Below are 26,081 nucleotides of genomic sequence, written 5' to 3' on the forward strand. Positions count from 1 at the left end.
CTTTGATGCTATTGCGATTTCGATCCGCTGTTTACCCTGCGCTGGCTATGCTTCTATTCATTTCAGGCTGTAAGCAGCACCCAACCGCTCCTATCGCGCAGGTTCCTACTTCACCTGCCAGCCATCCTACAACTGTCGAGGCACGCCGGACGGCAGATGTTGAACCTGCCTCAGTGCGTCCCTCAGGTCCGGTTGTGTTTGTGGACGTGACGGCGCAAGCGGGAATTCATTTTCGTCATAACAGCGGAGCTTTCGGGAAGAAATATCTTCCCGAAACCATGGGCAGCGGAGTCTGTGCTCTTGATTATGACAATGATGGTTGGCAGGATCTTTTGTTCGTCAATTCAATGGATTGGCCTGGACATCAATCGGCAAAGTCCTTACCAGCGCTTTATCACAATAATGGAAACGGGACATTCACGGATGTAACGCGCCAGGCCGGACTAGCGACGACGATGTATGGGCTTGGCTGCGCAGTTGCGGATTACGACAACGATGGATGGGAAGATATCTATATTACGGCGCTCGATGGAAATCATCTCTTTCGTAACATGGGCAATGGAAAATTTGCTGATGTTACAGCCAAAGCTGGAGTACGCAATCCCGGTTTTTCCACGAGTGCGGTATGGTTCGATTATGACAATGATGGAAGACTGGATCTCCTTGTTTTGCACTATGTGGATTGGTCCGTCGCGACGGATCAGTTCTGTTCGCTTGATGGAAAGAATAAGTCGTACTGCACGCCAGAAGCTTACAAGGGACAAAGTGCGACTCTTTATCACAACAAAGGCAATGGAACGTTTGAGGACGTGACAAAGAAGGCCGGTGTTTACGATCCGAGCGCCAAGTCGCTCGGAGTTGCACTACTGGACTATGACAACGATGGTTGGCTTGATCTGTTCGTAACCAACGACACACAGCCTAATAAGCTTTATCACAACAATCACGATGGGACGTTTACAGACACAGCGTTTTCTGCAGGGGTGGCCTTCAGTGATGCAGGCAAAGCGCGTGCAGGGATGGGTACGGACGCTGCGGACTACGATGGCTCTGGACGACAAAGCCTTGTTATTGGAAATTTCACGAACGAAAGCATGTCGCTCTACCACAACGATGGCTCCGGATTGTTTACCGATAAGGCGATGGACTCTGGCATCGCCGCAGCATCTGCGAAGTCTCTGACATTCAGTTCGTTCTTCTTTGACTACGATCTAGACGGATGGCCGGATATCTTTGCCGTCAATGGTCATGTCGCTGACGATGTAAGTTTGACGCAACCAAATCTTCATTATGCCGAGCCTCCGCTACTCTTTCGGAATAAGGGTAAAGGAAATTTCGAAAACGTTTCAGACAAGGTTGGGCCGGCTCTACGTCAGGCTATTGTAGGGCGTGGGGCAGCTTATTTAGATTTCGATAATGATGGAGATCTTGATCTGGTCGTTACGACGAGCAATGGCCCTGCAAAGCTTTTGCGCAATGATAATGGCAATCAAAATGACATGTTAAGGGTCAAGACGGTTGGCACGCGATCAAATAGAGATGGCATCGGTGCGAAAGTTACGGTCAAAACAAATAAAGGACTGCGCCTTTTTGAAATGGTAAAGACCGGTTCCAGTTATCTTTCACAGAGCGAAATGCCACTGACTTTTGGGCTAGGGAAGCCCGATGAAAGTAAAACTGTGACTGTGGAGATCGTATGGCCCCGCGGGAAAAAAGAGTCGATTCCAAATATCAAGCCGAACCAATTCATAACCCTGAAGGAGGGTAGTGGCGTCATTTCCGCCCAACCAATTAAATTTACGCAACACAGATAAATCTGCTCTGCCACATTTGGCGAAAGCTACTCATAGAAGCCGCAGCTCTTCAGCAGATGCGCAATCTCATCGCGAGTCGCCTTCACTTTATGAGCAGACCTGATTAGATCTTCTGCATCGACAGGATGCCAGTTACGTCGCTGTCGATTGCAGAGGCCAGCGACGTCGATTGGTTCGATCGCACATAGAATATCCTCAATCAACTGAGTTGATTCTTGTTTATTCTGTAGGTGCTGAGCGCGATCGAGTAATTTGCTGCATGCGGGACCAAAGCTCGCATGATCGTGAAGCAGGAAGGAGAGGGCGAGCTGTGACTTATTCAACCTTCGTGCCGTTTCTGAAAAGCTGGCCGCAGCGAAGTAAAGTAGGGATAGAGCGGTAAAGACTTCAAAGTCGTGCATGTTGGCATACAGGCTCGAGAGCAATTTTGAGGTAGCGAGTAACTCATTAGTCGTTTGTTTAGCGTAGCTTGTCAATCGAGCGCTAAAAGATGGTTTGGCCCAATCGTTTTCAAAGATGTCCGCCAGCCTGCTAATCCCCAATAAGGTAAGGGGAAACCCGGTTGAAAGTAACGGGTCCACGAATCCAGCCGCCGATGGAAGCAACGCCCACTTTTCTCCACAGATAGTTTCGCTCAAAAATGAAAGCCTCTTCGCATGCGTGAATGGCCGCTCCCGGGTCGCTGTCGCGAACTGGTGCTGAAGTGCGGGTATGGATTCAAGTAGCTCTTTCCATGCGGTTTCCCCTTCCCATAGATGCAGCCGAGCAAAGACCTCGTTCGTTGCTGCCACTCCGGCACTCGTTAAGCCATTGTTGAAGCGGAGGACCCATATCCAGCCGCCTTCGAAGACATGATGGACTGCCGCGTCGTCGATCGGATACGGAGTTATTTCTGTGACTGCGTGTTCCGGCGCGTCGCCGAGCCTTTTGACGTTTGAAAAATGACTGAACAGCGCCTGTGTGCTTGGATAGTTCGGCAGCGGCATCTCGGGCAACTGTAAGGTACGGTGCAGGAAGCCCCTTGGGCCGGTAGCATCCACTACAAATCTGGCTCGAATCGTAATTGCGAGCCCATTCCTTTTACCTGCCAGCGCTACGTCATTCCCCTGATCGAGAAAACTGTCGAGTTTGACCTCATCAACGTAGTCGACACCAATATCTTGAGCCTCATGCACTAACATTTCATCGAAGTCTGAGCGGAACCAATGTGTATCTGCAATTCGATTATGGGGACTGGCAGCTACAAGAAGTTGTCTCATACGATCGGGATCAGGAGCATCGGGACATCCGAGTTGGTGATGATAAAAAGTAAAGCCCCGTTTCAAACCGCACGCGATATTTGGATAATGCTCCTGCCATGTACCCCATTTGGTAAGTGGATTAAGGCGCGGAAGATCATAACGAGTTGCGATGTCTTCAAGGAGCAAGTTAGAGAGAGGAGTCGATGACTCCCCAATGACCACACGGGGGTGCCTGTCTTTCTCTAACAGAACGACGGAATGGCCCAGACGTCGGGCGATCATGGCGGTAAGAGAACCTGCAAAGCCGGATCCTATAACGGCGATATCGTAGGCGGGATTCAACTAAGGCCTTCGCAATGGATGCAGTTAATGGGATCCAACACATGCTGGCGAAGATTCATCTCGCGGAGCCTATTGATGCGTGGAAAATAGCAAGGACATACCGGCGCCGCGATGCCTAAATCCCAAAGGTCAACGAAAACACGACCGCGATTGAGGGTTAGTCCGTATCTTGCTGCGGCCTCCACTGTATCGAGACGCGGCGGGGAAAATTCGCCCAACTGCATTAGTGCTTCCATTGCTCCATTATTGGCGCGCGTTGGAATCAATGTTGCCGCCGTTGCTCCGCAATCAAATGCAAAGTCCAAAGAGCGCTGTGCCCAATAGAGTGCCTCCTGGACCTTCATAAAGGGAGGTTGAACGAGGATAAATACGCGAAGATCTATTTTGTTGAATCGTAAATATGCTGCTGCCTCAGAAAATTGAGATAGAGTCATTCGCTTATTCAGCTTGTCCAGGATCTCTGGATGAGCTGTTTCAAGGCCCATGGCAACTTCCAACTGGTTTGAAAGTAAGTCGCGAAATTGGAGACACTCTTGTTTGAGGAGTGACGGATGGCTTTCAACAATCGTTCTCTCAAAAGATTTTGTTCGGGTCGCAATTGCCGGATAGTCTTCCACCGGAATTGCATTGCGATCAAAGAAGCTTCCGCTGTTGTAGAGCTTAATCTGGCGCGCCGGAGGCAGTTGTTCCAAAGCATAGTCAATTTGCTGTGGGACGGATCCTGCCGGAACTGCGTCCGGGAGTGTATTGCGCCAGAGATCACACATTACGCATCGCCATGGACATTCGCGGTTGGTCAAAAATACCGTAGCTACTGAAACGACTTCTCTTGCCGCGGAGCATTCCTCTTCCACCAGGAATGCATAGGGGACACGGGGATCGAGAGTTGCCCGCGCTGGACGTTGAGCGAGAATCCATTGATCTCGTTCAACGCCGCGAGCCGGATAGGGTGGGATCATTGCTGCCTTTACAAGTAGAGCGACAAGAACTGTTTCCTATACTCCGCTTCCCGAAGCGGCAGCCTTCTGCGCAAAGCTTCTTCGGGCAGCGCACCGTGTTGAAACCGTCGCTTTGGGAAGGCAGGCATCTGCAAGCCTGTGAGCTGCGCTACCCCCTTAGATACGATCTCTCCCTTTAGGTCATAAAGTTTTTCAACGTTATAGTCTGTCAACTTTATGAATGGAATAGCTTCCGCTACTGCCACGACGTTTGGCCGGGTGAAAGGACTGAATCCGGTGAATCCATAATGATGCGCCGGGGCATAGGTGCGAGTGTAAGACCGGCTCAGCCCGCCGCTATAGGTCAGCGAATGCTTGATCTTTCCTACCCCCCAGCCTTCCTGATAGAGCATTTGATTATTGATGACACTCCGAATGGTGAGTTCAGGATTTTCTTCGATGGGATAGTCTTTCAGGTTCTCGTCGCCGCCATCGCCGTCCAGTAAATACTGCCAGTCAGGATAGCGCTCGCGAATGCCACGGCATAGCGCGAGAGACATAGTTGCAGACTCAATATCGAGGGGCTTGTAGTCTTCGACTATACGAATCGTCTCCTGCGCATCGAGAGTGGAAGCGTCTGCTTCGATAGATTCGAGAAAAAGGCCCAGTCCAAGAGCTTCAAGGAACGACCGCGCCTGTTGTACGTCGGGTCCATTGCCTAGATCTAGAACAAAGGCTTTCAGTCGGCTCAAATTCATGCCGGTTTTTTTCATTACATGGTAAGTCGTCACAAAGACGCTGCCACTGTCGATACCGCCCGAAAAGCAAACACCAATTGGCTCTTCAGCGGGAACGCAGCTAAGCCATTGGGAGATCTCTTCCGCCAGAGCTGCGATATACTTTTCTCCAATTTTGTCGAGGTCAGGCGGCAGCGTGCCGAGTTCGGGAGTGAAGAAACGTGTGTAGACAGGATCGGGATCGGGGCAACCCACAAGTTGAATCTCGACTACATAATGGGCGGGCACCATTCGTGTATAGCTGGGATGAAACTGTCCGTGAAGGCCTTCGCTCTTGAGCCAGTTGTAGATAGCGTCAATGCGCGGCGCGACAACTAAAACGGGCCCTTCCTGCCGCTTTGCCAGGAAATATCGCATTGGCCGGTCGAGCGACCGCGCCATTTTAACTGTCTTTCCGGATCGCGCCAGCAACGCGAAGGATCCTGCAATCTCGCGCATCGCCTCGGCAGGACTATCGAGCAACAGCCGTCGGGCTTCTTCAATCGTTAGATTGTGAATCTGGTTTGCTTCGGGCTGTGTCAGATCGACAACGCGTTCAATGTATTGGTGCACAAGGTTTCCTCTGGAAAGCCGTTCTTTTGAGACCAGTTTACGCTCTTCGGCCTGTCCCGCACCACTGAGAGGGGAGCAATCAGAAGGCGTGCTGATGTTGTTTCTTTTGTGGCACGATCTGCATATATCAGTGAGGCGCGGGTGTTCTACAATGTGCGCTGACCATGTTAGTGAAAAATATTCCATCCTGCCGGAGATTGCTGCGCCTTCTCTTTGATCATAAGTGTTTAGCGAGTCTGTTGCTGCTGGGTCTGTGTACTCAGGCGTTTCGATGCGGATGGTCACTGGAACCATCGAACGATTTTGTGGCGGCTGCGCGACTGAACAATATTGGTGTTGCCCTGATGGGCCAGCAGTTTACTGAAAAAGCGCTGCAAAAGTTTGACGAAGCGCATAAGAACGATCCGACTTCTGCTGTTCCTATGCTGAATCAAGGCATTGCTCTGCTCTACCTACGAAAGCTCCCTGAAGCAGAAGCTGTATTGAAACAGGCAGCAACTAACAATCCCCAAAATGTGCGCATCTGGTACTGTCTTGGGCTGACCCATCTGGCCGAGAGCAAATCTGATCTCGCTGTTGAAGATTTTAAGCAGGCGATCAAGCTCAATCCGGCGGACGCAGACAGCCACTATTATCTGGGCTCGCTCTATCGCAGCTTGAAAGATTACGATCATTCAATCGTGGAATTTGAAGAAGCTCTGCGCTTAAATCCTTTGCATGCTTCGTCGCAGTTTGGCTTGGCCAGCGCTCTACAGCGTTCAGGGAAGACCGCTGAAGCGCGCGAACATCTCAAGCGCTTTCAGACCATAACGCAGACCAAGGTCGGAACCCCGCTTGCAGTCACATATGGAGAGCAAGGTGATTACGCTACTGTGCAGAACATGCGAGTGGCGGAACAACCTGTGGGCTCCATGATTCCCGTGAGCTTCGTTGCGGTCGCAGCGACCAAAGGTCCGTCTTCCGCTCTTCCTTCGGCAAACCAGGAAGGCGGGGGAGCCTGCATTCTCGATGTGGATGGCACCGGGAAGAAAGATATTGTTGCAATGGGCGACGGCGAATCCGCCATTCGTGTTTATAGGACCCTATCGAACGGAACCATGCAGGAGGTCCCATCTCAACAGACTGGGCTTATCGCAAATGGCCATGGAATGGCTTGCGCAGTTGGTGATTATGACAGCGATGGCCGTCCCGACCTGGCTGTCGCATTGAGTGACCGAGTCGTCCTCTTCCACAACCTGGGGCACGGAAAATTTGCGGACACGACAAAGTCAGTTGGTATTCAGCAATTGAATCACCCGGCGGGATTGACGTTTGTCGATTTCGATCATGACGGAGATCTCGATCTCTTTGTAACTGGTTCGCCGGTTACTTCTGGCGCGGGACCTGACGTCCTCTGGCGTAACAACGGAAATTCAACCTTTACTGAATGGAGCGCACCCACGGGGCTTGCAGGAAAGGGAAGTACGACTGGTGTCACGATCTCAGATGTGAACAACGACCGGGCAATTGATCTGATCGTTACGGGTGACAGTGGTTCGCCCACTATCTTCGAAAATAAGCGCGAAGGACCTTTCGAGGCGGTTCCTCTTTATACAGATGCGAACCTTTCTCCTACGCGTGGCGTTCTTGTCTTCGATTTCAACAAAGATGGATGGATGGATGTTGCCGTCACGCATGCGGGCGCTCCCGGAATCAGCCTTTGGCGCAATGTGGAGGGCAAAAGCTTTGAGCGCGTGCCGCTGCCTCTTTCGGGGGCCAAGGCTGCATGGGGACTTACTGCAATCGATATCGACAACGACGGCTGGATTGATATCGCGGCAATTGTAGAGACTGCCAATGGGCCTGAACTGCACGTCTGGCGCAATCGCGGTTCACAGGGCTTTGAAGATGTAACGAAGACTGTGGGGCTAAATACGCTTAAGCTGCACAACCCTCGATCTGTCATTGCGGCGGATATCGATGGAGACGGTGCCGCTGATTTGATTGTCACGCAATTGAATGCTCCTCCTATCGTGCTGCATAACGTTGGAGGAAATCGCAACCATTCCTTGCGTCTGACGCTCGCCGGTCTTGCCGACAACAAGACGGCAATTGGTACGAAAGTAGAGGTGTTTTCAAACGGAAGCTCGCAAAAGTTTGAAGTCGCCGGCGGCTCTGGTTATCTCAGCCAGGGGGCGACGGAGATACTTGCGGGCTTGGGTCACGCTGACCGAGCGGATGTTGTCCGTATGTTGTGGCCTACCGGTGTTCCTCAGGATGAGTTGGATGTTGCGTCAAGCAAGCCGGTAACTCTCACCGAGCTTGACCGGCGGGGAAGCTCTTGTCCTGTGCTGTTTGCATGGGACGGAACTAAATATCAATTTGTCTCTGACGTAATAGGCGCTGGGGTCATTGGTCATTGGATATCACCTTCAGCGACGAACCAGGCTGACCCTGACGAATGGATCAAGGTGGAGGGTTCGCAGCTTAAGGAACGTGGTGGCCTGTTCAGCCTGCGCTTTGGCGAGCCCATGGAGGAGATCAACTTTATCGACCAGCTGCGACTGGTTGCGATCGATCACCCCGACGGCACTGAGGTCTACCCTGACGAACGCTTCCTGAATGAACGTCCCTTCGCCTCCGGTTCAACGGTGGTCGCTTCTTCGGATGCGCGCTTGCCTGCCGGGGCGTGGAATGACAAAGGTGAGGACGTCCTCCCGCTTCTTGCTGAACGCGATCATAAATATGTTCGCGACTTTACCAATCTCACGTATGCGGGCTACGCGAAGATGCATACGCTTACGCTCGATCTGGGCGACTGGAAGCAAGGAAATCCTCTTCGTCTCTTCATGAGCGGGTACATCGAATATTTCAGTGCCAGTTCCATGTATGCGGCATGGCAGGCCGGGTTGAAGCCCATCTCGCCTTACGTCGAAGCGCAGATGCCGGATGGAAGCTGGAAGCGGATTGTCGACGATATGGGCTTTCCTGCGGGCCTTCCCAGGACGATTGTGGTCGATCTCACCGGAAAATTACCAGCTGGCGCACACCGCATTCGCATGACGACAAACCTGCAAATCTATTGGGACCAGGTGTTGGTCGATAACGGCGCTGACGTTTCGAAAAACGTTAGACAGTTTGAGTTGCCATTGGCCACCGCACACCTTGCCTTCCGCGGATATCCGCAACAGGTCGAGGGTGCGACCCCAGGCGATCTGACCTACCGTTACGACCGTATCAGTGCGACAGGGCCTTTTCAGTGGCAGCGTGGAAGTTATACGAAGTATGGCAACGTCACTCCGCTGCTGCATCAGGTAGATAACCAATATGTCATCTTCGGCAGCGGGGAAGAGATCGACGCGGAGTTTAGTGCTGCTTCGCTGAAGCCTCTGCCAGCCCACTGGAAGCGCGATTATTTCTTCTACGCAAACGGCTTCGTAAAAGATATGGACTTCTATGAGGCGCTGCCTTTTACTGTGGCGCAGATGCCCTTCCATCAGATGACTGCCTATCCGTATCCAGCCGATGAACATTATCCGGAGAATTCCAGCACTTTGAAATATCGATTGGACTGGAATGATCGTTTTGAATCTGGTAAGCGCACGCAGTTATACCAGTTCAACTACGTACCCACGCTATCGCAGCCGACCGTTGCTAAACCATGATGACTAAGCGTCATATCCGGGCTCAAGCCGCGGATTCAGGTATTCTGTGTTTTCGAGTGCATATAAGGAGTACGACGCCACCATGGCTAAATTGACGATTGTTTTCGGTATTCTGCTTATCATCCTTGGCGTCATCGGTTATGTTTATACTGGCAGCGCGCATCCCACGGCGCTTATTCCTGCCGGTGCGGGTATTCTCTTCATCATCTTCGGGGTATTTGCCACCAGCGATAATGCAAAAAAACGTATGCTGTGGATGCATGTCTCCGTCACGGTCGCCCTGCTTTTGTTCCTCAGCCTGATCCGTGCCGATATCGATGTCATTCGCCTTAGCCGTGGTGTCTCTTTCCCTTATCCCGCCGCCGTTATTGAAAAGTCGGCGACGTCGCTCCTCAGCCTGTTGTATGTGCTGTTTTGCGTTCGTTCCTTTATTGCTGCGCGACGCCAAAGAACCCTGAATCCCGGTGCGTAGCTCCTCATCTAAAAGGCGTAAGCTTTAGCAGGGTTCTGGCAGATCTACGCCTTCTTTACTATGTCCTCTTTCGGTCCATCCAAATACGGCGGCGGTATGAAGGCCGCCGATCGTCCGTCCCGGGGTACCGGCCGCGCTGTGGTGGCCGATCTCAGCGCGTCGCGGCCCAAACCCAAGCTGAAGAAGGTGCTGCCAGAGGTGTGGCAGCTGATCAAGCCGCGGCGGGTCCTGCTTGGCGGCAGCTTCCTGCTGATGGTCATCAACCGCGCCAGCGGACTTGTTCTGCCTGCTTCGACGAAGTACCTTATCGACAATGTCATGGGCAAGCACCCGATCAAGTCGGCTTTCATCGCCGGCTTCATCGCGAAGCACCATCTCGCTCTGCTGCCTGTCATCGTTAGCGTTGTTGTCTGCGCTACTATTTTGCAGGGCATTACTTCTTACGCACTCACTCAGCTTCTGTCCAAAGAGGGCCAAAGGCTTATCGCAGAGTTGCGGAAAGTGCAGGCGCACATCGGGCGGTTGCCGGTTGCGTTCTACGACGAGAACCGGACCGGCACTCTGGTTGCGCGCATCATGACCGACGTAGAGGGTGTGCGGAACCTTATCGGGACCGGGGTGGTCGACTTTGTAGGCGGCGTGCTCACGGCGATCTTCGCATTCCTCTTTCTCATCTTTCTCAGCGTACAGATGACGCTCGTCACGTTCGTTATCCTGCTCGTGTTCGGACTCATTCTGCAGCGCGCCTTCAAGGTGATTCGGCCTATCTTTCGGGAGCGCGCCAAGATCAACGCCGAGGTTACAGGCCGTTTGACCGAATCGCTTGGTGGCGTCCGCGTCGTCAAGGGGTACCATGCCGAGGCCAGCGAGGCTAAAGTTTTTGCGGCCGGGGCCAATCGGCTGCTGCAGAACGTCATATCTTCGCTCACTGCACAGTCGCTCATGTCGCTTGCTTCAACTGCCGTGCTTGGCGTGGTTGGAGCGCTGGTGATGTATCTGGGTGCCCGCCAGGTCGTCGCCGGACACCTTACGACTGGCGGCTACGTCACCTACGTCATGTTCCTGGCGTTCATGATCGCGCCGATTGTTCAGCTCGTTTCGATAGGGACGCAGCTTACGGAGGCCGTCGCCGGACTGGACCGGACGAATGAGATCCTCGCCGAGCGGCAGGAAGACTCCGAGGCTGCGCGCACGCACTCGCTATCCGTCATCAGGGGCGATATTGCCTTTCGCGACGTTAAGTTTGCCTATGAGGAGGGGAAGCCAGTGCTGCATGGCATCAGCTTTGAATCGAAACCTGGTACCGTCACCGCCTTGGTCGGCTCGTCCGGCTCGGGGAAGTCAACAATCATCTCGTTGATTTGCGGCTTTCATACTGCGAGTTCAGGGCAGATCCTGGTCGACGGCGTCGATCTCTCCACCATCCGGCTTAGTAGCTACCGCGAGCAGCTTGGAGTAGTGCTGCAGGAGACCTTCCTGTTTGACGGGACTATCCGCGAGAACATTTTGTTCAGCCGACCCAACGCGACGGAAGAACAACTTTTAGAGGCCTGCCGGATTGCCCGGGTGGACGAGTTCGCCGAGCGGTTCCCCGAGCGTTACGAGACGATCGTCGGGGAGCGCGGCGTCAAGCTTTCGGGCGGCCAGCGGCAACGGCTTTCGATTGCTCGCGCCATCCTCGCCGATCCCCGAATTCTGATCCTTGATGAGGCGACCAGCTCGCTGGACTCTGAATCAGAGGCCATGATTCAGAACGGTCTCAACTTCCTTATGCAGGGACGCACGACCTTTGTGATCGCACATCGACTTTCAACTATCCGTCGGGCCGACCAGATCCTCGTCGTTGAGCAGGGATTGATCGTCGAGCGAGGAACCCATGAGCAGCTTTATCGGATGGGGGGACGGTATTACGACCTCTACACCCGGCAACACGGCCTTGAGGCGAATCTGTTCCTTGCCCCGGGCGAGGGTGATACATCGGATGAACCGGTGACGGCTAAAGCGTGATTGGGTATCGTCCCTCAAAGACAGAATGAAAACTCATCTCTATCTACAGTCACTATGAGAATTCTTTAGTGAGACGTCCATGTCTTGTCCGAGGAATTGCATAACTTTTCAAGCGTGCAATCGACGCACTTTGGCTTACGCGCGATGCAAATCTGCCGTCCATGATGGATTAGCTCATGGGAGAAGGCAATCCAATGGTCCTTGGGGATGATCTTCATCATGTCCCGTTCGACCTTCTCAGGCGCGGTCTCATTGGTTAGCTCCAGTCGTCGAGTGAGACGCATAACATGCGTATCTACAACAACTCCGACGGCAATCCTAAACCATGACCCGAGGACTACATTGGCGGTCTTGCGAGCTACGCCGGGCAAGCGCAGTAGCTCTTCCATGGTCTGGGGGACTTTACCACCGAACTCCTCGACCACTGCCTTGGCCGCGCCCTTTATGGACTTGGCCTTATTGCGATAGAAGCCGGTTGTGCGGATCAACTCTTCCAGTTCCGGGAGAGAGGCAGCTGCCATTGCCTTCGGCGTGGGGAATGCCTTGAACAGGGCAGGCGTGACGAGGTTCACGCGCACGTCCGTACACTGTGCAGAAAGGATCGTGGCCACCGTTAACTCCCAGGCATTGCGATGGTTCAGAGCGCAGACTACACCGGGGTAGGTCTTCTCCAGCACCTCCAGAATTGCGGTGACGCGCTTTGGGTCGAGAGGGTTTGCCGTCTTGCCGAGCTTCTTCTTCGGAGATGCAGATTCGGTTGCAGCAATCGCCCGTGCCTTCATTCCCACGGGCGATTGCTGCACCGGTTTCACTACTGTCGTCGTCTTAGTCCGCGGCATATCGTCCTAGCCCAGCCGGTTCAGCATCTCTTCTGCAGCCACGCGAACGCAACTGAAGACCGGGGTGTCCTTCAGGGTGTAGAGGCTGATCTCGGTCTCGCGCAGTTGCTGGACGAGGTCTACGAAATCCTCAGGGAAATTGGTCTCAAACGCGACCACGAACTCCTGATCGTCGATGCCGAAGGAGTAGGTCGTATTCAACTTGACTCGCGGATAACTTAGTCCAACTCGGATGTGCTCATCCATCAGCCGCTTCCGCTCCTCGAGCGACAGCAGATACCAGGGCCGCGTCTTCCAAAAGGGATAGATGAAAATGTACTTCTGGCCGCCGGGACGGATCGCGCCACGGCTCTCGCCCTCGCTCTCATCGGGACGGCCAATCTGATACTGAGAGCGCTTGGTCATCGCCAGAAAATTATGCGGCGAGTTGAGATAGCCGCCGAGCCCCGTGCCCATTAACTCACTGCGCATCTGGTTCATCTCATCGACGGCGTAGCCAATCGACCAGACGCACATATCCACATCGCCCCGTGTGCCGATGGTCGAATAGGTTAGTGAGAGAAACTCGCCAGTTCGGTTCCAGCGCTCGAGCACGGCGGCAAACTCGGCCTTGTGCGCCGCCTTTTCGTCTTTGGGCAGCCTGCGCCACTCGGGCATCACCTTATAGAAGCTGAAGGCCACGATCTGCCGCTTCACCGGCGGCTTGGATGGATCATGCGGTGCCGCTCCATAGCTGCTTGCGGGGCGTCCGGATACCGCCGCAGTGGGAGATGTCTTTGCTGCGCTCGCCTGCGGCTCTTCTGCTTCCTGTTTCGGTGCAATTGTCTGTGCCATTTCTTGGGCCATACCTCGATTGTCTCCCGAACCTGCGCACGCTGGCAAAGAACTGTATTTTCACGCCAACCCGATATACTGCACCTGCATGTCAGAAAAAATCATTGCCCTCCTTGTTGGCGCTATCGCCAGTGGTGGCTACCTGAGCGTTATCGTGCTCATGGCCATCCAGTCCGCCTGCATCCCCATTCCTTCCGAAGTCATCATGCCGCTGGCTGGCTACGCTCTGGCCCACACCCAGCTCCAGCTCATCATCCTGGCGACCGTGGCTTCTCTGGCCTCGAACCTCGGCTCAATCCCTGCTTACTGGGTAGGGGCGCGCGGAGGCCGTCCCATGGTGGAACGCTACGGCAGCTATCTCCTCCTCAGCCGCCGCGACCTTGACCTCGTCGACCACTTTTTCGCCCGCTACGGCTCCATCACCGTGCTCATCGGCAGAATGCTGCCCATAGTGCGCACCTTCATCGCCTTTCCGGCGGGCGTTGCGAAGATGAACCAACTCCGCTTCCATATCTACACCTTCATTGGCTCATGGCCGTGGTGCTATGTGCTCGCCTACGTCGGCATGAAGCTCGGCGCGCAGTTCAACACCAACCCGCGCTTCAAAGATGTCTTCCACCGCTTCCATCTTGGCGTCGAAGCTACCATCGTCATAGGTTTCATCTGGTTCGTGATCTCGCACTGGAAGAACCGCATCCGCACCGAAGCGGCATAAAGTTCAGGCCCACAGAAAACATGAAGCTGAAAAGACAACTCCCCTTCATCTTTTGGGTCTAATAAGGTGGTCGTGGAGGAGTAACTATATGTCCATCTGGAAGATGTTCGCACTTTCTGCACTGGGTGCCGCGTTGCTTGTCGGTACGCCTGCCACCCCCGCGCAGGTTTCCATCAACATTGGCGTGGCCCCGATATGTCCCTACGGGTACTTCGACTTTCCCCCTTACGATTGCGCTCCTTACGGCTATTATGGCCCGGATTGGTTCGTCGGCGGAGTGTTCATTGGAGCCGGCCCGTGGTTTCATGGTCCGCGCGGCTTCTACGGCCATGTCGATAACCGCTTTGATCCTCGTCACGGTTATAGAGGCCCGCTCCCGGAGCGTGGAGCCCAGCCGTTCCAGCATTTTCAAGGAAACGAAGCGCGGGATGGACGCGGTCATGTAGGCACTGCGAACCATGACGCCCGCAACGAGCACAGCGCCGGGTACCGTGGCGCAGGCCATCCTGGCGGTCGCGGTCGTGACGGCGGTCACCGGTAAACGATTGAGATAAGCGCGAACAAGGCCCTCTGTCGCTCAGCGGGCCTTTGCGTTCGCACTTGACTTGTTTCCGACCACATAGCTTTGTCCGCTTATGCTGCACAGTTAAACCAGATTCGCCTTCATCTCTACACCTTCATCCATCGCTTCTTGACCCTGCTACGTTGCGTGCGTCGGCATGAAACTCTGCGCGCAGTTCAATACCAATGCCGGTTCAAAGACGTATTCCATGGCTTCCAACACCGCCCGGAAGCCCTCATCGTCCTTGCCTTCATCTGAGTCGCGATCTCGGCACCGGAAGAACCGCATCCACGCCGAATATGCCTGATTGCCGGGAAAAACGCGTTATCGCTAACGTCTAAACAATCATCTACTTTGTTTGCGCCTGCTCTTTTCGTGAGCAATACTGGGGATTCCGCACCAGCGGAAATTGCCTCACGAAGGATTTTGCTCAGTTATGTCTACACCTGAAGCCGCCACACCAAGCGCGGCCAGCATCAAGCCCGCAGCTGGAAAATTAGGCGTCATGGTTCCCGGTATGGGAGCTGTCGCCACCACCCTTATCGCCGGCGTAGAAGCCGTTCGTCGTGGGCTGGCCAAGCCCATCGGCTCCACCACGCAGATGGGCACCATCCGCCTCGGCAAGCGCAACGAAAGCCGCAGCCCACTCATCAAGGACTTCGCCCCCATCGCACAGCTCGACGATCTCGTCTTTACCGGATGGGATATCTTTGGCGGCAACCTCTACGACGCAGCCAAAACCGCCCACGTGCTCGACCGCGACCAGCTTGAACAGATTCGCCCCTATCTCGAATCCATCGAGCCGATGCCCGCCGCCTTCGACCAGCACTATGTCAAGCGTCTTGAAGGCAAGAAGATCAAGACCGGCAAGAACAAGTGCGACCTCGCCAACCAGATTCGCAACGACATCGCCGAGTTCAAGACCAAGACCGACCGGCAGGTCATGATCTGGACCGGCTCCACCGAGATATTCATCAAGCCCAGCGCGGTTCACCAGACGCTCGAAGCCTTCGAGAAGGGCCTCGTCGAGGATGACCCGAACATCGCACCGTCGATGCTCTATGCTTGGGCGGCGTTGAAGGAGGGTATTCCCTTTGCTAACGGCGCACCCAATCTGACCGTCGACATCCCTGCGCTGCAGGAGCTTTCAAAGAAGATGAACGCTCCCATCTGCGGCAAGGACTTCAAGACCGGCCAGACCTTCATCAAGACCGTTCTCGCTCCGGCCTTCAAGGTTCGCAACATCGGCGTCAGCGGATGGTATTCCACCAACATTCTCGGTAACCGCGACGGCGAGGTGCTCGACGATCCAGAGTCCTTCAAGACCAAAGAAGAGTCGAAGCTCGGCGTACTCGATTACATCTTTCAGCCGGAGCTGCACCCCGATCTCTACAAGGATCTCTATCACAAGGTTCGCATTAACTATTACCCTCCACGTGGTGATAATAAAGAGGGTTGGGACAATATCGATATCTTCGGCTGGCTCGGTTATCCGATGCAGCTCAAGGTCGATTTCCTCTGCCGTGACTCCATCCTCGCCGCACCTTTGGCGCTCGACCTCATCCTCTTCATGGACCTTGCGGCACGGACGCCAAGCCTGCGCGGTCTGGGAATTCAGGAGTGGCTCAGCTTCTACTTCAAGGCACCGCAGCATGCCGAAGGACTGTACCCGGAGCACGACCTCTTCATCCAGCACACCAAGCTGAAGAACACGCTTCGCCACATCATGGGCGAAGACCTTATCACGCACCTTGGACTGGAATACTACGATCAGTAACCAGTAGAAGTGGAATACAAAGATTACTGGTGTTTAGTGGGTTACGGCGGCTGCGAGATTTTCGCAGCCGCTTTTTTTATTCTGTGACAGCTATCAAGCGTGCCCAAAGAGCCTTTGTTCCCACATCGGTCTTCGCCGAGACGGTGAGGACCTCATCTACCCCATGCTCCCGCTTCAATGCCGCAACCGACTTTGCCAGCACGTTATTTGAGAGGCGGTCTGCCTTCGTCCCCACGACGAGAAAAGGCCGCTGCGTCTGTTTGAAGTAGTTGATGAGTTGAGTATCGTTCGGCTGCGGTGGAATATTTGTGTCCACAAGGCAGATGCATAACGCGAGGGCATCGCGGTCGGCCAGATATGGTTCGATAAACTTAGGCCATTCCGCTGAGATCGACTTCGAAATTTTGGCATAACCGTAGCCCGGCAGGTCGGCGAAGATCAGAGTCGGCCTCTGCTTCATTTTGTCACCCGCGCCCTCATGCAGTGCGAAGAAGTTGATCGCCCGCGTGCGTCCCGGTGTGGACGAGGTGTGCGCCTGCTTCGACCCAAGCAGCGAGTTGATGAGCGATGATTTGCCGACGTTGGAGCGGCCAAGAAAAGCCACTTCTGGCGCCCCATAAGTTTTGGCATCGGAAGGGAAGTGAGCAACGTCGGTTGCGGACAGCAGAAACACGGGAGTCAACGGCATGGCTTCAGTCTATCGTCCATGCAGCAAAAAGCGCACCGGCAGCGAAGCCTGATGCGCTTTCCCGAACGGGAAGGATCGAATTACCGGACGGTGAGCGGAGAGGTGAGCCGGAAGGTAATCTGCGATTCAGCCGGAATCACGACATCCTTGTTGCCGGTGAATGCGGAGCCAGCCGTACCTGCGCCAGCACCAGCCAGACCGCCAATCAGAGCGCCCTTCCCGCCGCCTGCGATGCCGCCGATGATCGCTCCGAGGCCAGTGCCGCCGCCTGCCATAACGGCGGTTCGTTTGCCTTTACCCTTTGCGACCTGCTCAAATTCAGAGGTTTGCACCGGAATTCCGGCAATCGAAGTCAACTGGATGCCCAGATCGCCAGCCCCCTTGAAGCGTCCTTGCCCTTTGGATGCAACTACAGTTCCGGTGACCCGTGTACCTCGTTTGAATAGGCTGCCGCCGCCTCTTGTCCGCAGCGGCTCGCTCAAAACACCACTGAAGCTGTCACCGACGTTGTTTCGCTTTGCACTCAGCGTCTCGGAGATGCTGACCCGTACTATTGTCCCGCTAGGTACAACTGTCGCTACGGAAGTCGGAGCTACTGGAGCTGCCTCAGGTGCCGGGGCGGCTGTACTTGCCGCCGGAGTTGGAGCCTCCTGTTTTGCTGCCTGTGCCGGTGCTGTGCCCGCAGGATAGGTCACGGAGCCATCCGGGTTGGTGATGGACCCGTCCGCATTCCTGGTAGCCACCGCTGGCTTGGTCCCTGCCGGATAGGTTACAGATCCGTCAGGATTCGTAATGGATCCGTCCGCATTTTTCGTGCCCGCTGGAGGAGCACTATGGCATCCGCTTAAAATCATTGCCGCGCCCAGGGCCAAAGCTGCCCACATCTTCATCGGCTTGGTATCTTTCATGGTCGTCCTCCGTAATTTTGCGAAGAGCTGCTAACTCAAGCTTCCCCTGTCATTTGATGCACCCTAATACCTTAGTGCAAAGTCATGCAGCGCGAAACTCCTAAGTTGTGGTAAATAGGGAAAGCGATTGCTATGCTGCTACTGTGCAGCCAGGCTGAATATCTTTTCCATCGCCACCCACTTCTGCCCGGGGTTAGACTGCGGCAGCTCCTGCTGAAACTGCTCCATCAGCCTCTCCCACTCCTGTACTTTTGCGTTGGAAGCATCTGCGGCTGCCTTGGCCGACAGTGAGAACTGATCGTCTACCTCCATGATCATGAACAATCGCGTTCCGGTCAGATAAATCTCCATATCGACAATTCCTGCATCAAGCAAACTCTTCTTGACCTCTGGCCAGATTTTGACGTGATAGCGCTTGTACTCCGAGATGGCGTTCTCGTCGTTCTTAAGATCCAGGGTTAGACAATGACGTGGCATTCTTCCTCCGATTATTCCTTTGACATTGTCCGCTGCGTGCAGACAATGTCAACGGCAGAATGGCATTTTCATCGGAAACTCTTTCTACTCGACGAGGAACCCTTCTCTTTACTATAAGAAGGCCAAAAAATATCTTTTCAGCGGCTTCACGAAAACGAGTTATCCTTTCTTCTATGTATCAATCGGATTTCAACCTATGACAGATACTTTTCGCCTGGAAAATAAAATTGCCCTCGTTACCGGCGGAGGCAGCGGCATCGGCGCCGCTACTGCCCGCGAACTTGCTCGCGCCGGTGCGCATGTCCTGATCGCCGACCTTAATCTTGCAGCGGCTCAAGCATTGGCCGCCGAGTTGCCTGATGCCCGCGCCGTCGCCATGGATGTCACTGAGTCTGCGTCCATCGCCTCTGCATTCGTGAGCATTCCTCAACTCGACATCCTTGTCAACAACGCCGGAATAGGCCTGGTGGGCGATATTACGCACACGTCGGAAGAAGACTTTGCCCGAGTGATGAAGGTCAATGTTCACAGCGTCTTTCTGGTGACACAGGCCGCCCTTCCACTACTGCTTGCCTCGCATGGCAGCATCGTCAATATCGGCTCAGTGGCGGCCACGGTGGGAGTGAAGCAGCGTTTTGCCTACTGCGCCAGCAAAGGTGCTGTGCTGGCGATGACCCGTCAGATTGCTGTCGATTACCCGAAAGAGCTGCGGATCAACTGCATCGCTCCCGGCACGGTTCAGACTCCCTTCGTTGAGGGCTATCTGGATAAGTACCATGCCCACGAAAAGGAAAAGGTTCGCGCCGAACTTGTCGCCCGTCAGCCCATCGGCCGCCTCGGAACGCCTGAGGACATCGCTTCGCTTGTCCGCTATCTCTGCTCCCGCGAGGCCGAGTTCATCAATGGCGCTCTCATCCCGATCGACGGTGGCTGGACCGCAGCCTGACCTGCGTCAACTCGACGCCTATCAAATTTTAAAGACAGGAAAGCCGCCACGTTGAACGACCTTTTCATTACTGCCGTCCGCGTCATCGATCTTCGTTTCCCTACGTCACGCGAGAACATCGGCTCCGACGCCGTCAATAAAGATCCCGATTACTCCGCCGCCTATTGCATCATTGAGACTAACTCCGACCTTCGGGGTCACGGCCTCTCGTTCACTCTCGGCCGTGGAACCGATCTCGTTGTTCAGGCTGCCGAGTATCTGTCGCGCTATGCCGTCAATCGCACCCTTTCCTCTATTACTGAAGACTTCCGCGCCTTTGCCCGTCAACTCACCGACGACACCCAATTTCGCTGGCTTGGCCCCGAAAAAGGAGTCATTCAACTGGCCGCCGCCGCGCTGATCAACGCTGTCTGGGACCTCTACGCCCGCGTGGAGTCGAAGCCGCTTTGGCAACTCCTCTCCGAGATGGAACCGGCGCAGCTCATTAAAGCCATCGACTTCCGCTACATCGACGATGCACTCCCTCCTGAAGAGGCGCTCGACATCCTAACCACTCGCCGTCAAGGTCAGGCCGAGCGTCTGGCGCTGCTCAGGAAAGAAGGCTATCCCGCCTACACTACCTCTGCCGGATGGTTCGGCTACAGCGAAGAAAAGATTCGTCGCCTCTCACGCGAAGCCCTTGCCGACGGCTGGACCTACTTCAAACTGAAGGTAGGCGGCGACGCAGCGGACGACCTTCGCCGCGGCCACATCGTCCGCGAAGAGATCGGCTGGGTCAACAAGCTGATGGTCGATGCCAACCAGAAGTGGGGCGTCCTCGAAGCAGTCACGCGTACTCGCCAGCTCGCCGAGCTCCAACCCTGGTGGATGGAAGAGCCCACGAACCCTGACGATATCCTCGGCCACGCACGCATCCGCCGCGAGGTTCCCGAGGTACGCATCGCCACCGGCGAGCACGTCCATAATCGCATCATGTTCAAGCAGCTCCTCCAGGCACAAGCCATCGACGTCCTCCAGCTCGACAGTTGCCGGGTCGCCGGAGTTAATGAGAACCTCGCAATTATCCTCATGGCCGCCAAATTCAACGTGCCTGTTTGTCCTCATGCCGGGGGAGTAGGTCTCTGCGAGTATGTTCAGCATCTCTCGGTCTTCGACTTTCTCAGTGTCTCTGCCTCACTTGAAAACCGGGTCATCGAGTTTGTCGATCACCTGCACGAGCACTTCGTCGATCCGGTCCGCATCCGCAACGGCCACTATCTTCTGCCTGAGCAGCCCGGTTACAGCATTGAGATTCGCAAAGAATCCCTAACCCGCTTCGCCTTCCCGCACGGCGCAGCCTGGAGCACCTCCGAATGAAACTCGTCACCTTCTCTTCCAAGATTGAAACCGGCGACGTGAAGCTCAGAACCCTGGGCACCTCTGTCTCAGCCGAGTTGCTGAACTTCGGTGTTCCGACGCCCGGCCTTCTCGTATCCACTGAGGGAAAGGAAGACGAGGTGGTGAGCCTCTCTTCACTCGGCTACCGCTCTGTCCGCAATATCATCGAAGCCGGAAAAGACGCCCTTGAAGAGGTTCAGGCGAAGGTGACCAATGCGCCTCGTTTTCCTATGTCGCGGGTCACGCTCCACGCGCCCATTACCCGGCCGCCGCGCATCTTCGCCATCGGCCTCAACTATCAGAAGCACGCCAACGAATCGAACATGGCTGTCCAGAAGGTTCCGACGGTCTTCATGAAGCTCTCCAGCTCTGTCGTCGGACCCGATGCTCTCATCATTCTGCCCAGGATCAGCACGCAGCCAGACTACGAGGCGGAGTTCGCTGTCGTCATCGGCAAGCCCGGATACCAGATCGCGGCTAAGGACTGGCAGCAGTACGTCTTCGGCTACACCATCCTCAACGACGTCAGCGCACGCGATATCCAACTCGCCACCAGCCAGTGGACACTGGGAAAATCATTTCCCACCTTCGGCCCGCTCGGCCCAGCCATTGTCACCGCCGACGAAGTTCCCGATCCGCACTCGCTCGACATCTCACTCACCATCAACGGCGAAACCCTGCAAAAATCCAACACCAGCGATCTTATCTTCAAGGTTCCTGAGTTGATCGCCCATATTTCAAGCCTCACCCCGCTTCAGGCCGGAGATATCATCAGCACCGGAACCCCGGAAGGCGTAGGCCTTGGCCGGAATCCTCAACGCTGGCTCAAGCCGGACGAAGAGATCGTTATCACCATTAGCAAGCTAGGGCAGCTCCGCAACCGCACAGTCGCGGAGTAGCCCTTTCGAGCCGTCCTTCATGCATCAGTTCCGCAGAGATTCATGATCGTAGCTGATGACACGCGTCACCTTCCAAATGCCGTTTTTGTTCTGCCATAGCGTGATGAACTTCGCCTCGCCGAGATCATCATCCAATCCCGGATGGGTGAAGCGGTGCACTCCAATCTCAACTGCTCCATATCCATTCAGTGGATACACCTCCAGCGTTCCCGGAACCAACTCCCGGTGCACCTTGCCGCAGATATTCTTCTTGATGGCCTCTATAAAGATCGGCTTGCCGACCGACAACCCCGTTTTGTCGTGATAAAACTCCAGATCGTCCGAAACCATCGCGCCCAGCGTATCCAGATCGCACTTGTTATAGGCATTGAACAATTTGGTATCTAAGACCGACACCGTCTGAAAGAGCGCATTGGAAGTTGCTGCGGTGCTCTTGGTGTCGGGAGTTTGACCAGTCATGCACACGCCGGTCGTAGTCAGCACAGACAGCACAAGTAGAGCGATTTGCGTTCTCATAGATTTCTCTCACGTGGAATAGGTGACATGAAATACGTCACCGTGAAAGAGAAAGTTCCGAAAACTGAGAAATCGGTCATATGCTTTCGCCGGATTAATGAGGGCGACGAGTTCGATTCAGGTAAAGTAAGACTGATCCGAAAAGATGTAATCACTATCGGTACATTTCAGCTAACTCCCCATGGGCCAGAAGAGTATCCCGCAGTCATTGCGCCGCCGCGTTCCCACTTTGCTATGGATGGCGTTTTTTCTGTTTTTGCCCGCTCGGTTCGCCCATCCTCAAACGCAAGCCACCAACGTTCCCCTTATCCTCCCCTCCGCTATTACCTACGACTCGCAGGGCAACCTTTATATCGCTGAAACCGGTAATCACATCATTTGCAAGGTAGCCCCGACCGGCATCATTACAACTATCGCCGGAACCGGAACCCAGGGCTTCTCCGGCGACAACAGTCTCGCCACGGCCGCGCGCCTTGACTCGCCACAGGGGCTCGCGGTTGACGCCAACATTCTCTATATTGCAGATACCCACAACCACCGCATCCGCAAACTCGACCTGATTACTGGCATCATTGTCACCATCGCAGGTTCGACCGCAGGCTTCAGCGGCGACAATGGCGCCGCCGCCGCCGCACAATTCAACCTGCCCACAGCCCTCACCGTCGATGCAAACCATAATCTCTACATCGCCGATACCCAGAATCACCGCATCCGCAAGATCACCGCTGCGGGGCTCATCACCACGGTAGCGGGTAATGGCGTACAGGGCTTCTCAGGCGACAACGGCGCAGCTATCGCCGCCACCATCGACTCTCCAGCCGGTCTGGCCGTCGATGCAGCCGGAGATCTCTATCTCTCCGACACCCACAACCACCGCATCCGCAAAATTACCGCTGCCTCCGGACTAATCACTACCATTGCCGGTGCATCTCCGGGGTTCTCGGGCGACAATGGCCCAGCGACTGCCGCCACGCTGGCTCTTCCTCACGGCCTCAGCATCGACAGCGCGGGAAACCTCTACATCGCCGACACAGCAAATCATCGCATCCGCCGCATCGACGCCACTACCGGAGCTATCACCACCGTCGCCGGCAATGGCACGCAGACCTTCAGTGGCGACGAGGGCCTTGCCACGACTGCCGCGCTCGATTCACCTCGCTCCACCGTTGTGTCCCCTGCCGGTCTCGTTACCCTCGCCGACACCAGCAACCAGCGCGTTCGCCAACTCGATGTCCAACCCGCTCCGAACATTCACACCATCGCCGGACTCTCTACCAGATCAGTCAACCTGCTCACCCTCACTGCCCCGCCAACCATCGTTTACGGCACCGGGCAACTCACCGCCAGTCTCGCGTCGCCCACGGCGACTGGCTCTATCAACTTCACACTCCTCAATCCCGTAACAGCCACCGGCACCACGCTTGAAACTGAGCCCCTCACCGCGAGTACGGCAACCTTCGACACCAGCGCCCTCCCAGTCGGCACCTACAGCATCCTTGCTGCCTATACCGGAGACCCCACGCATCCCGCAACGCAAAGCCAGCCGCTTGCCGTCACCATCACGCCACGCCCTCTCGTCGCCGTACCCGATCCGATCACTCTCCTCTATGGCCAGCCGATTCCGATCCTCACAGGCTCTCTTATCGGCGATCTGCCCCAGGACGACGCTAACCTGACCTCTACCTTCACTGCGCAAATTGCTCCATTGTCTCCTGCAGCGACCTATCCCATTTCGGCCACCCTCACGGGCGCAGCAGCCAAAAACTACATGTTCACCTCATCTCCCGCCAGCGTAACTATTGTGCCCGCACCCACACTTACCACGCTCATACCATCCGCAACCTCCATCACCGCAGGCATCCCCATCACCTTCACTGCACAAACGGTCAGCACAACCTCCGGAATACCCTCCGGCACGGTCACTTTCAAGGACGGGGCAACCACCCTCCTCACCGCACCTATCCCAGCAATCTTCACTACCACGACTCTCAGCCCCGGCCCACACACTATTACCACCCTCTATGGCGGAGACCGAAACTTCATCGCGAGTACCTCTGCACCCGCTTTGATCACCGTCATCCCTGCGCCCGCGAACGCGCCTGACTTTACGCTTACCCCAACCGGCGCAGTGACGCAGACGATTCCTTCGGGTGGCAGCGTCAGTTTCAACTTTAGCCTTCAGATTCAGGGCTCCACTCTGTCCAGCCCCATCACGCTGGCCGCAACAGGCCTTCCGCCCTTGGCGACCGCCTCATTTACCCCCGGTTATCTGCCGCCCGGAACAACGCCCAACACGTTCATCCTGACTATCAGCACTCCACAGACGACGGCTTTCCACAGCAACTCCGGTCCCACCGCCCTTCTCGCATTTCTCCTATTCCCCCTTACTGGTCTGGCCCTTCGCCTGCGCATCCGCGGCAGAGCAGTCACCATCGCGGTTCTCGGCAGTGCACTCGTCCTCTGCTCCGGCTGCGGGAGCCGCATCAACACCGGTGGCGCCACCACCAATCCGGTCAAGACCTACACCATTACGATCACCGGAACCGCCACCAGTCCCACCGGCAGCATCCTCCAGCATGCCACGACGGTTAGCCTGCTCGTCGAGTCGGTCAGCTAACTCAAATAAAAATCGATCAACTGGCTAGAATAGAAAGATGCTGCTTGAAGGTCTCCATCTCCCTCTGACCACGCCGTTCTATCCTGATGGCCGCTTGAACCTCCACAAACTCGAACAAAATGTCGCCAGCTACTCCAAAACTCCCGTCGCTGGACTTGCCGTCCTCAGCACTCACGGCGAGCCGACTATGCTCTCTGACGAAGAGACGCGCCAGGTCCTGCAAGTTGCGATCAAAGCCGCTTCGGCCGAGAAGGTGATGCTTGCCGGAGTCTCCCGCGATAGCGTCCTTCAAACGTTTACTCTTACGAACTACGCGGCGTCTCTTTCTTACGATGCAGCCCTCATCGCGCCGCCTTCTTTCCTGCAAACAGGCGATGGTGCAAAGCGTACGAGAGAGCTGCTTACTTATTTCCAATCTGTGGCTGATCAATCCGCACTTCCAATCGTGCTCAATGCCACCATGTCGCTTCCCATCGAAGTGATCATCGAACTGGCCTCTCATCCACGTGTTATTGCACTGCTCGACAGCGTCGCAACTCCCGAACGAGTCGCACACTTAAAGCGGGCTACAGCTTCAATCAAGCACGATGTAACCGTAACTTCCATTTTTTCAGCGGTCACGAGCCGTATGCTGGCGCAGCGAGAGGCCGCGACAATGCTCTCAGCCGATATGCTTATGGGTGATGGCGCCGCACTCGCACTTGCGCTTTCGCCTCCTGCCCCGAATGCACTGAAGACCCGTACTAAAGCCGTGGGCTTCCAGATACTGGCTGGCACCACTACGACGATGCTGGACGCGCTGCTCGCCGGAGCCGTCGGCGTAATGCCCGCCTTCGCCGCCAGCGCCCCGCAGGCCTGTTACGAGGTGCTCGCAGCCTGGAAGGACGGCGACCGCGGTCTCGCCGAAGAGAAGCAGGAACGTCTACAGTCTGCGGCAAAATATCTCGAAGAAGACTTAGGTGTGGCCGCAATCAAGTTCGGCTGCGACCTCAACGGCTACTTCGGTGGTCTGCCCCGCCTGCCCCTCTTGCCGCTTAGTGGCGAAGATCGCACAAGAATCGAATCGCTCATGCACAGCCTTCGCAACTGAACTCATATACTGAACGAGTTGAATTAAGG

Annotated in this window: 21 protein-coding genes; 12 read left to right on the plus strand and 9 right to left on the minus strand. The window is 55.3% G+C overall.

Translation table 11 applies throughout. The features are described from left to right. The first annotated feature begins 47 nt into the window (after nt 1-47). On the plus strand, nt 48-1,814 hold the full coding sequence (locus tag P4G45_RS06585) for a CRTAC1 family protein (RefSeq protein WP_348268875.1): 1,767 nt from the start codon (nt 48-50) through the stop codon (nt 1,812-1,814). Nucleotides 1,815-1,840: 26 nt separating this feature from the next. Here the strand turns inward: P4G45_RS06585 and P4G45_RS06590 are convergent, their stop codons facing one another. The 3 genes from P4G45_RS06590 to P4G45_RS06600 are packed head-to-tail and all read right to left on the minus strand — an operon-like array spanning nt 1,841 to nt 5,969. Next, on the minus strand, nt 1,841-3,397 hold the full coding sequence (locus P4G45_RS06590; protein ID WP_348268876.1) for an FAD-dependent oxidoreductase: 1,557 nt from the start codon (nt 3,395-3,397) through the stop codon (nt 1,841-1,843). Next, nucleotides 3,394-4,356: a hypothetical protein gene (locus P4G45_RS06595; RefSeq protein ID WP_348268877.1), complete on the minus strand. Its 963-nt coding sequence runs from the start codon at nt 4,354-4,356 to the stop codon at nt 3,394-3,396. The genes P4G45_RS06590 and P4G45_RS06595 overlap by 4 nt, the downstream gene beginning before the upstream one ends. 8 nt (nt 4,357-4,364) lie before the next feature. Beyond that, the gene (locus P4G45_RS06600; RefSeq protein ID WP_348268878.1) at nt 4,365-5,969 is read right to left on the minus strand and encodes an asparagine synthase-related protein; all 1,605 of its coding nucleotides are present in this window, start codon (nt 5,967-5,969) and stop codon (nt 4,365-4,367) included. A gap of 20 nt (nt 5,970-5,989) precedes the next feature. Here P4G45_RS06600 and P4G45_RS06605 point away from each other — a divergent pair, with 20 nt between their 5' ends. The 3 genes from P4G45_RS06605 (at nt 5,990) to P4G45_RS06615 (ending at nt 11,807) form a co-directional block, all read left to right on the plus strand. Then, nucleotides 5,990-9,328, plus strand: a complete 3,339-nt coding sequence (locus P4G45_RS06605) for an FG-GAP-like repeat-containing protein (protein ID WP_348268879.1) — start codon at nt 5,990-5,992, stop codon at nt 9,326-9,328. 82 nt (nt 9,329-9,410) lie between these two features. Beyond that, nucleotides 9,411-9,800, plus strand: a complete 390-nt coding sequence (locus P4G45_RS06610) for a hypothetical protein (RefSeq protein WP_348268880.1) — start codon at nt 9,411-9,413, stop codon at nt 9,798-9,800. Between the two features lie 60 nt (nt 9,801-9,860). Continuing rightward, nucleotides 9,861-11,807, plus strand: a complete 1,947-nt coding sequence (locus P4G45_RS06615) for an ABC transporter ATP-binding protein (RefSeq protein ID WP_373695303.1) — start codon at nt 9,861-9,863, stop codon at nt 11,805-11,807. Between the two features lie 65 nt (nt 11,808-11,872). On the opposite strand, the gene nth is transcribed toward P4G45_RS06615, so the two are convergent. Further along, nucleotides 11,873-12,646 (minus strand): endonuclease III, encoded by a 774-nt coding sequence (gene nth / locus P4G45_RS06620; RefSeq protein ID WP_348268882.1) that lies wholly within the window; start codon nt 12,644-12,646, stop codon nt 11,873-11,875. A 6-nt stretch (nt 12,647-12,652) separates the two neighbouring features. Further along, the gene (locus P4G45_RS06625; RefSeq protein ID WP_348268883.1) at nt 12,653-13,492 is read right to left on the minus strand and encodes a chlorite dismutase family protein; all 840 of its coding nucleotides are present in this window, start codon (nt 13,490-13,492) and stop codon (nt 12,653-12,655) included. Nucleotides 13,493-13,568: 76 nt separating this feature from the next. On the opposite strand from P4G45_RS06625, the gene P4G45_RS06630 reads away from it, so the two are divergent. The 3 genes from P4G45_RS06630 to P4G45_RS06640 all read left to right on the plus strand — a co-directional run bounded on the left by P4G45_RS06630 (nt 13,569) and on the right by P4G45_RS06640 (nt 16,534). Continuing rightward, on the plus strand, nt 13,569-14,195 hold the full coding sequence (locus P4G45_RS06630; protein ID WP_348268884.1) for a DedA family protein: 627 nt from the start codon (nt 13,569-13,571) through the stop codon (nt 14,193-14,195). 88 nt (nt 14,196-14,283) lie between these two features. After that, nucleotides 14,284-14,736 carry a hypothetical protein gene (locus P4G45_RS06635; protein ID WP_348268885.1) on the plus strand — a complete coding sequence of 151 codons (453 nt, stop codon included), beginning with the start codon at nt 14,284-14,286 and terminating at the stop codon, nt 14,734-14,736. Between the two features lie 457 nt (nt 14,737-15,193). Continuing rightward, nucleotides 15,194-16,534, plus strand: a complete 1,341-nt coding sequence (locus P4G45_RS06640) for an inositol-3-phosphate synthase (protein WP_348268886.1) — start codon at nt 15,194-15,196, stop codon at nt 16,532-16,534. A gap of 76 nt (nt 16,535-16,610) precedes the next feature. On the opposite strand, the gene yihA is transcribed toward P4G45_RS06640, so the two are convergent. From yihA to P4G45_RS06655, 3 genes are all read right to left on the minus strand, one after another. After that, nucleotides 16,611-17,222: a ribosome biogenesis GTP-binding protein YihA/YsxC gene (gene yihA / locus P4G45_RS06645; protein WP_348268887.1), complete on the minus strand. Its 612-nt coding sequence runs from the start codon at nt 17,220-17,222 to the stop codon at nt 16,611-16,613. 80 nt (nt 17,223-17,302) lie between these two features. Continuing rightward, a complete protein-coding gene (locus tag P4G45_RS06650) occupies nt 17,303-18,130 on the minus strand; it encodes a hypothetical protein (protein WP_348268888.1) in 828 nt (275 codons plus the stop codon). 138 nt (nt 18,131-18,268) lie between these two features. After that, on the minus strand, nt 18,269-18,607 hold the full coding sequence (locus P4G45_RS06655) for an L-rhamnose mutarotase (RefSeq protein WP_348268889.1): 339 nt from the start codon (nt 18,605-18,607) through the stop codon (nt 18,269-18,271). Between the two features lie 196 nt (nt 18,608-18,803). Here P4G45_RS06655 and P4G45_RS06660 point away from each other — a divergent pair, with 196 nt between their 5' ends. From P4G45_RS06660 to P4G45_RS06670, 3 genes are read left to right on the plus strand one after another with little or no spacing between them, the layout of a single operon-like run. Beyond that, nucleotides 18,804-19,553, plus strand: coding sequence for an SDR family oxidoreductase (locus P4G45_RS06660; protein WP_348268890.1), 750 nt, complete (start codon nt 18,804-18,806; stop codon nt 19,551-19,553). A gap of 51 nt (nt 19,554-19,604) precedes the next feature. Next, nucleotides 19,605-20,909: an enolase C-terminal domain-like protein gene (locus P4G45_RS06665; RefSeq protein WP_348268891.1), complete on the plus strand. Its 1,305-nt coding sequence runs from the start codon at nt 19,605-19,607 to the stop codon at nt 20,907-20,909. After that, entirely contained in the window at nt 20,906-21,829 is a 924-nt protein-coding gene (locus tag P4G45_RS06670) for a fumarylacetoacetate hydrolase family protein (RefSeq protein WP_348268892.1), read from the plus strand. The genes P4G45_RS06665 and P4G45_RS06670 overlap by 4 nt, the downstream gene beginning before the upstream one ends. A 24-nt stretch (nt 21,830-21,853) precedes the next feature. Here the strand turns inward: P4G45_RS06670 and P4G45_RS06675 are convergent, their stop codons facing one another. Continuing rightward, a complete protein-coding gene (locus P4G45_RS06675) occupies nt 21,854-22,345 on the minus strand; it encodes a nuclear transport factor 2 family protein (RefSeq protein ID WP_348268893.1) in 492 nt (163 codons plus the stop codon). 181 nt (nt 22,346-22,526) lie between these two features. Here P4G45_RS06675 and P4G45_RS06680 point away from each other — a divergent pair, with 181 nt between their 5' ends. Together P4G45_RS06680 and P4G45_RS06685 are read left to right on the plus strand one after the other, a co-directional pair. Beyond that, the gene (locus tag P4G45_RS06680) at nt 22,527-24,962 is read left to right on the plus strand and encodes an Ig-like domain repeat protein (RefSeq protein ID WP_348268894.1); all 2,436 of its coding nucleotides are present in this window, start codon (nt 22,527-22,529) and stop codon (nt 24,960-24,962) included. A 37-nt stretch (nt 24,963-24,999) separates the two neighbouring features. Beyond that, on the plus strand, nt 25,000-26,052 hold the full coding sequence (locus P4G45_RS06685) for a dihydrodipicolinate synthase family protein (protein ID WP_348268895.1): 1,053 nt from the start codon (nt 25,000-25,002) through the stop codon (nt 26,050-26,052). Nucleotides 26,053-26,081: the final 29 nt, after the last annotated feature.

It is taken from the genome of Edaphobacter paludis, from assembly GCF_039993895.1.
Classification (GTDB): Bacteria; Acidobacteriota; Terriglobia; order Terriglobales; family Acidobacteriaceae; genus Edaphobacter; species Edaphobacter paludis.